We start from the raw sequence: 6,347 nt of genomic DNA, 5'->3' as shown, positions 1-6,347 counted from the left end.
TTTTCCCCCCCCTTCTCCTCGACAACCCCCCCTCTCCCCTTTGTCCGCCCGGTGTGTTTTGGTTTTCTTCTCCCCCCCCCCCCCCCCCCCCCCCCCCCCACAAAGACGCCCCCTGGGCGAACGCGCCGGTGGCGCACCGGTGTGGGGCCCGGTGCGCCACCGGAGTACTGCCGGCGGGACGTCCTACCAGGTGCCGTTGCCGCAGCCGTACACCCACCGGTGCGAGGCGGCGTTGTCGTGGACCGCCTTCCACTGACCGCTGGCGTCGCCGTTGCGGGTCCAGTTGAACGACTGCGCGTTGCCCCGCAGGTTCCATTCGGTGCCGTAGCCGATACAGGCGTAGGCGCCGGTGTTGTTCTCGTTGTAGTAGATGTTGACGTGGTCGCGGCCGCCGGCGCTGCCGCTGTTGCGGACCCAGTCGACCTTGTTCTTGACCTGGTACGGCCAGTCGTTCGAGTTGCCGGCGTTCTGGTAGAGGTAGTTGTAATCGTCCGAGTAGGCACAGAAGTTCGTGTAACCGCAGCCGCCGTCGGCCTGCGCCGCGGTCGGAACGGCCACCACCGCCGCACCGGCGATCGCGAGCCCCGCGAGGAGCGTCCTGAGCTTGTTCATCTGTGGTCCCTCCCAATGAGTGCCGTACATGGTTCACCGCCGGTCGGCGGTACGCGATGTCAGCTCCCGGCGTGCCGGGCGACCACATCGCGAGCTGTGGGCAGGGCCGCCGCCTGCATCCGCCGCATGGTGTCGAAGGCGGCCCCGTTCTCGGCGCGGATCATGTCCGAAAGACGCCGGTGCAGGTCCTGTGCGGTAGCGGCGAGGCCGGTCGAGCGGGCGCACTCGGCCTGGGCGGTGGCCATCGGTACGTCCTGCGCCTCGGCGTCCGGCCCGGTCCGTGCCCGTTGTTCGTCGCGCTGCCGGACCGGATGCACGGCCGGGAAACCGCGCCGGCCGACGCACTCGCTCCACCCGGCCAGCGCCGTCCGGAAGGCGGGGTCCTGGTTGACCCGGCCGGTGCGCACCGCGCCGAGCTGCTTCACGGTCTCGCTGGAGCCGTACCAGAGGCGCACGTCCCCGTAGAGCTGTCGCCACGACGCGGTGATGCAGCCCCGGTCGCTGTGGCTCAGCGTGCCGCCGCCCGGGTTCTCGACCGCCAGCCCCTTCGAGTCGGGTCCCATGAGGGCCACCCCCAGAGCCTCCAGCCGCTCCGCGGAGAGCCCGCTCTGGTACCGGCCGCGCGGGCCCGACGCCGCCTCCTCGTCCAGCTGCTGCTCGATCCGGCGCCCGAACCCGTGGCGGCGGGCCCAGTCCACGTCGTCCACGCCGTACGGGAAGTCCCGCCAGTCCGGGTGCGGCACGCGCGGGACCGGCCAGTACGAGAATCCCTGCGCCCGCATGCAGTCCTGTACGAGCAGCTCGCCCGCCGTGTGGAGCAGGTCCAGCTCGGCGGTCTCCAGGGGGCGCGCCGGGGCCCGCTGACCGGCGCCGTCCGCCGGGAGAGCGGTCCAGGCCGCCACGGCGAGCAGCGCGCCGCAGGCCACCACGACGACGGCCGACCATCTCCTCCGCATGGGAGGACCCCCTTCCCGTCGGCGTCATGCCGACGGGAGCGAGCAAACCCTGCCGAAGTCCTGTGGTGAACCTGTGAGTTGATAGGTGGCGCCGGCCCGGTGGCCGGGCTAGGCCGTCTCGGAAGAGACGGCCTGACGCCGCTGCGGCGGTCTCAGATCAGATCCTCGCCCCGGCTCCGGCGTCCCCGGGGCCAGCGGCGGTTGACCACGAAGGCGCCGCCCGCCAGGACGGCCAGCACGCCGCCCGCGACGGCCAGCGCGGTGCCCACACCGCCACCGCCCGAGTCCTTGCCGGCCGCCGACGGGTCGTTCTCGTGCGACTGGGCCGGGGAGCCGTGCGAGGAGGTGTCCGCGCTCTTCGGCGGCACCAGCTCACCCACCGGCTTGACCTTCCCGGCCGCCGCGAAACCCCAGTCGAGGAGCGCGGCGGTCTGCTCGTACACCTGGTTCGCCCCGCCCCCGTCCGGGTTCATCACCGTGACCAGCAGCTTCCGGGAACCCTGCTGGGCGGCGCCGGTGAAGGTGGCCCCGGCCATCGAGGTGTTGCCGTTCTTCACCCCCGCCATCCCCTTGTACGGGGTGATCCCGGCCGCGCCCGTCAACAGCCGGTTGGTGTTCGAGATCTCGAAGTACTCGCGCGGCTTCCCGGGCTCCTGCAGCCCGGGGAACTTCGCGCTCACCGTGCCGCAGTACTCCCTGAAGTCCTGCTTCTGCAGTCCGGAGCGGGCGAACAGCGTGAGGTCGTACGCGCTCGACACCTGCCCCGGGGCGTCGTACCCGTCCGGGGACACCACATGGGTGTCCAGTGCCTGGAGCTCCTCGGCGTGCGCCTGCATGTCCTTGACGGTCTTGTCGATGCCGCCGTTCATGGCCGAGAGCACGTGCACGGCGTCGTTGCCGGACTTGAGGAACACGCCGAGCCACAGGTCGTGGACCGAGTATTCGAGGTGCTCCTTGACCCCGACCATGCTGCTGCCCGGGCCCACGCCCTCCATGTCCTTGTCGGTGACCTGGTGGATCTGGTCCTTGGGCAGGTTCGGCAGCACGGTGTCCGCGAAGAGCATCTTCATGGTCGAGGCCGGGGGCAGCTGCCAGTGCGCGTTGTGCGCGGCCAGCACCTCGCCGGACTCGGCGTCCGCCACGATCCACGACCGCCCGGTCAGGTTCGCCGGCAGCGCGGGCGCGCCCGGCAGCAGGTTCACCTGGGTCCCCGGCTGGCCGAGCAGGGATCCGCCGACCGTGGACATGGAGACGGGCGGTGCGGGGGCCGGGGCCTCGGCCGGCCGGCCCTTCGCGTCGGCCGGCGGGGCCGGCGCGGCGTGCGCGGGGCCCACCAGCACGGCGGGGACCAGCAACGCGGCGGAAAGGACCGTCAGTGCGGTCGTCTTGGCAGACACGCAGGTGAAAGTACATCCCGATGAGCTGGAGGGCGCAGCGGACCGGCCAATTCGAGGCAACCAACCCCGGGACAGCCCACCCCGGCGCGTCCGTCCTGGGGACGAATCCGATACTGAGGGCATGAGACTCAGCCGTACCGCTTCCTGGTTCCTGCTCGCCTTCGGAGTGTGGAGCTGGTTCATCTGGGTGTCTTTCGTCCGGAACCTGTGGAAGAACGGCAGTGGTCTTGCCTTCGATGCGGCCGGCGATCCCACTTCCTACTTCTGGGTGCACCTGACGCTCGCGGTGACGTCCTTTCTCCTGGGGACGGCCGTCGGTCTGATCGGGTTGCGCAGCGTCCTCGCCCTGCGGCGTGAATCACGCACGGAGCGTGCGGACGGTGCGGACGGTGCGGACCGTACGGACCGTACGGACCGTCCGGACGCGGGAACCTCGGCATGACGATCCTGGTCTTCGCCCTCGTCGCCCTGGCGGTCTGCGCCCTGCTGGTCCTGGTCCACCGCTGGCTCTGGATCCGCCTGGTCCGCGACACCACCGCCCCCGGCGGCCGGACCCGGCGCATCGGCACGGCCTTGGCCATCGCCCTGCCCCTCCTCTCTGTGGCCGCGCTCACCACGGGCCGCGCGGGCGCCCCCTTCTGGCTCCAGCAGACGGTGGCCTGGCCCGGGTACCTCTGGCTCGCGGTACTCCTGTACCTGACCCTGACGATGCTGGTCGCGGAGCCGATCCGCGCGCTGTCGCTCCGCCGTCTGGCCCACCGTGATCCCGCCGGATCGGTGGCGGAGCGGCCCGAGCCCGTGGAGGTGCCCGCCGCGGCGGCACCCGCGGCCGCCCCGGCCACCGCGGAGCGGCCCGCCGTGGGCGACGGCCTGAGCCGCCGCCGGTTCGTCGCCCGCACGGTCGGCGGGACGGCCGCCGCCGTGGCCCTCGGCACGGTCGGGGCCGGGACCTACGGGGTCCTGCGCGGGCCGAGCGTGAAGCGGGTGCGGGTCCCCCTCGCGAAACTGCCGCGCGCGGCACACGGTTTCCGGATCGCCGTCGTCAGCGACGTCCACCTCGGCCCGGTGCTCGGCCACGCCCACACCCAGCGCATCGTCGACACCGTCAACCGCACCCAGCCCGACCTCATCGCCATCGTCGGCGACCTCGTCGACGGCAGCGTCCCCGACCTCGGGTCCGCCGCGGAGCCCCTGCGCCGGCTCGCCGCCCGCCACGGCTCGTACTTCGTCACCGGGAACCACGAGTACTTCTCGGGTGCCCAGCAGTGGATCGACCACGTCCGCGAGCTGGGGCTGAACCCGCTGGAGAACGCCCGCCGCGAGCTGCCGTACTTCGACCTCGCCGGGGTCAACGACATCCAGGGGGAGCGGGAGGGCAAGGGCCCCGACTTCGGCGCGGCCCTCGGTGACCGGGACCGCGCGCGGGCCGCCGTACTCCTCGCGCACCAGCCCGTCGTCATCCACGACGCCGTCCGCCACGGCGTCGACCTCCAGCTCTCCGGCCACACCCACGGCGGCCAGCTCTGGCCCGGCAACTACCTCGCGGAGCTCGCCAACCCGACCGTCGCGGGTCTGGAGCGCTACGGCGACACCCAGCTCTACGTGTCCCGCGGGGCCGGAGCGTGGGGGCCGCCGGTCCGGGTGGGGGCGCCGTCCGACATCACGGTCGTCGAACTCGCCTCATTTCAGGCCTGATCCGCCTCACACCTCGAAGCGCCCTCGTCAACTCGCCTTCCGGTGGCTGATATTCCGTGATGGGATGACCGTTAATCGGACAGCGGGTCGCTGTCATCGGGTCATGGGGTGGGGTTCAGGGGATGCGGTCTGTCCGCTCGAAGGTAATCGCGGCCGGGCTGGTCCTCGGCGTGGTCGGCGTAGGTGCCTGGCAGTTGCTGCCCGAGGACGGAAGCGGCCGCGGTGCCGTCCGGGTCGGCACGAGTGACGTCGTCTCCTCCCTCGATCCGGCCGGGGCGTACGACGCGGGTTCCTGGGCCCTGTTCAGCAACATCTACCAGTCGCTGCTGACCATCAAGCCCGGCTCCGACGCCCCCGTGCCGGACGCCGCCGCCTCCTGCGGTTTCGTGGGCCAGAAGCTCACCACCTACCAGTGCGAGCTCCGACCCGACGTGAAGTTCGCGGGCGGCCGCACCATCACCGCCGAGGACGTCAAGCACTCCTTCGACCGCATCAAGGCGATCAACTCCGACCAGGGTCCGGCTCCCCTCTTCAACACCCTGGAGTCGGTCAAGGCCGAGGGGCGCAGGGTCACCTTCAACCTCTCCGCCGGCGACTCCACCTTCCCGTTCAAGATCGCGACGGGCGCCGCCTCGATCGTCGACAAGGACACGTACCCGGCGAAGGCCCTGCGCGAAGACGGCAAGGCGGACGGCTCCGGCCCGTACACACTGGGCGGCTACAAGGCCGGTACGAGCGTCGAGCTCAAGCCCAACAGCTCGTACAAGGGCCAGGGCAAGCCGGCCCACACGCCGGTCACCGTCAAGTACTTCAAGGACTCCGAGCAGCTCGACCAGGCCTGGAAGGGCCACCAGATCGACGTCGCCCACCGGGACATGCCGCCCGCCGTGCTCGCCGGCCTCAACCCGGGCATGAAGGACACCCGCTACCAGGCCTCCGGCGGCAGCGAGATCCGCTCCGTCGTCTTCAACGTCCGCCCCGGCTCCACCGCGGCCCCGCTCGCCGTCCGCCAGGCCGTCGCCGCCGTCCTCGACCGCGCCAAGGTGGCCGCCGAGGTCCACAAGGGGACCGTCACCCCGCTGTACTCCCTGGTCCCGGCGGGCATCGCCGGCCACAGCACGCCGTTCTTCGACGCCTACCCGGCCCCGAACGTGGCCACCGCCAAGAAGCTCTTCAAGGACGCCGGGATCACCTCCGCCGTCCACCTCAACCTCGGCGTGAACGTACGCGGCGCGAACGTGCCCGAGGCCGATGAGCTCAAGCGGCAGCTGGAGTCCACCGGTCTCTTCCAGGTGACGATCAAGCCGGTCGAGAAGTGGAGCGACTTCCAGAAGGGGTACGCGGCGGGCGAGTTCGACGCCTACACCATCGGCTGGATCGCGGACTTCCCGGACGCGGACAACTTCCTCGCCCCGCTCGTCGGCACCGACTCGTCCATGAACAACGGCTTCTCGGACAAGCACGTCGACGAGCTGATCGCCCGTACCCAGTCCCACGCGGAGCGGAGCGAGGCGGCCGGCGAGTTCCGCGACCTCCAGAAGCTGGTCGCCCAGCAGGCCCCGATGGTGCCGATCTGGCAGAAGAAGGACTACGTGATGTCCCGCGAGGACGTCACCGGAGCCCAGTACCTGTCGGACGGCACCGGCGTCTGGCGCCTGTGGGAACTCGACTGGCTGTAGCCGCCCGG

The 6,347-nt window shown here is 71.3% G+C and carries 6 protein-coding genes; 3 read left to right on the top strand and 3 right to left on the bottom strand.

The window, feature by feature from the left end; all coding sequences use genetic code 11:
* Window positions 1–183 precede the first annotated feature (183 nt).
* The 3 genes from ACZ4YL_RS17710 to ACZ4YL_RS17700 form a co-directional block, all read right to left on the bottom strand.
* Window positions 184–612 carry a hypothetical protein gene (locus tag ACZ4YL_RS17710; RefSeq protein ID WP_030012512.1) on the bottom strand — a complete coding sequence of 143 codons (429 nt, stop codon included), beginning with the start codon at window positions 610–612 and terminating at the stop codon, window positions 184–186.
* Between the two features lie 59 nt (window positions 613–671).
* Complete coding sequence (locus ACZ4YL_RS17705) at window positions 672–1,568, bottom strand: hypothetical protein (protein WP_468117427.1); 897 nt, start codon at window positions 1,566–1,568, stop codon at window positions 672–674.
* 152 nt (window positions 1,569–1,720) lie between these two features.
* Window positions 1,721–2,965, bottom strand: coding sequence for a D-alanyl-D-alanine carboxypeptidase family protein (locus ACZ4YL_RS17700; protein ID WP_468117425.1), 1,245 nt, complete (start codon window positions 2,963–2,965; stop codon window positions 1,721–1,723).
* 121 nt (window positions 2,966–3,086) lie between these two features.
* On the opposite strand from ACZ4YL_RS17700, the gene ACZ4YL_RS17695 reads away from it, so the two are divergent.
* The 3 genes from ACZ4YL_RS17695 to ACZ4YL_RS17685 all read left to right on the top strand — a co-directional run bounded on the left by ACZ4YL_RS17695 (window position 3,087) and on the right by ACZ4YL_RS17685 (window position 6,339).
* A complete protein-coding gene (locus tag ACZ4YL_RS17695; protein ID WP_468117423.1) occupies window positions 3,087–3,407 on the top strand; it encodes an SCO4848 family membrane protein in 321 nt (106 codons plus the stop codon).
* Window positions 3,404–4,660 carry a metallophosphoesterase gene (locus ACZ4YL_RS17690; RefSeq protein ID WP_468117421.1) on the top strand — a complete coding sequence of 419 codons (1,257 nt, stop codon included), beginning with the start codon at window positions 3,404–3,406 and terminating at the stop codon, window positions 4,658–4,660. Before ACZ4YL_RS17695 ends, ACZ4YL_RS17690 begins: the two co-directional genes overlap by 4 nt.
* A 122-nt stretch (window positions 4,661–4,782) precedes the next feature.
* The gene (locus ACZ4YL_RS17685; RefSeq protein WP_468117420.1) at window positions 4,783–6,339 is read left to right on the top strand and encodes an ABC transporter substrate-binding protein; all 1,557 of its coding nucleotides are present in this window, start codon (window positions 4,783–4,785) and stop codon (window positions 6,337–6,339) included.
* Window positions 6,340–6,347: the final 8 nt, after the last annotated feature.

This window comes from Streptomyces sp. NPDC030021, assembly GCF_055574035.1.
Note: the sequence above shows the minus strand (reverse complement) of the source record. Positions and strands in the feature narration are given on the sequence as shown.

What these genes read in the sequence shown, in the direction of transcription:
- ACZ4YL_RS17710 (WP_030012512.1), bottom strand. Translation starts at nt 612, where the DNA reads ATGAACAAGCTCAGGACGCTCCTCGCGGGGCTCGCGATCGCCGGTGCG.
- ACZ4YL_RS17705 (WP_468117427.1), bottom strand. Translation starts at nt 1,568, where the DNA reads ATGCGGAGGAGATGGTCGGCCGTCGTCGTGGTGGCCTGCGGCGCGCTG.
- ACZ4YL_RS17695 (WP_468117423.1), top strand. Translation starts at nt 3,087, where the DNA reads ATGAGACTCAGCCGTACCGCTTCCTGGTTCCTGCTCGCCTTCGGAGTG.
- ACZ4YL_RS17690 (WP_468117421.1), top strand. Translation starts at nt 3,404, where the DNA reads ATGACGATCCTGGTCTTCGCCCTCGTCGCCCTGGCGGTCTGCGCCCTG.
- ACZ4YL_RS17685 (WP_468117420.1), top strand. Translation starts at nt 4,783, where the DNA reads ATGCGGTCTGTCCGCTCGAAGGTAATCGCGGCCGGGCTGGTCCTCGGC.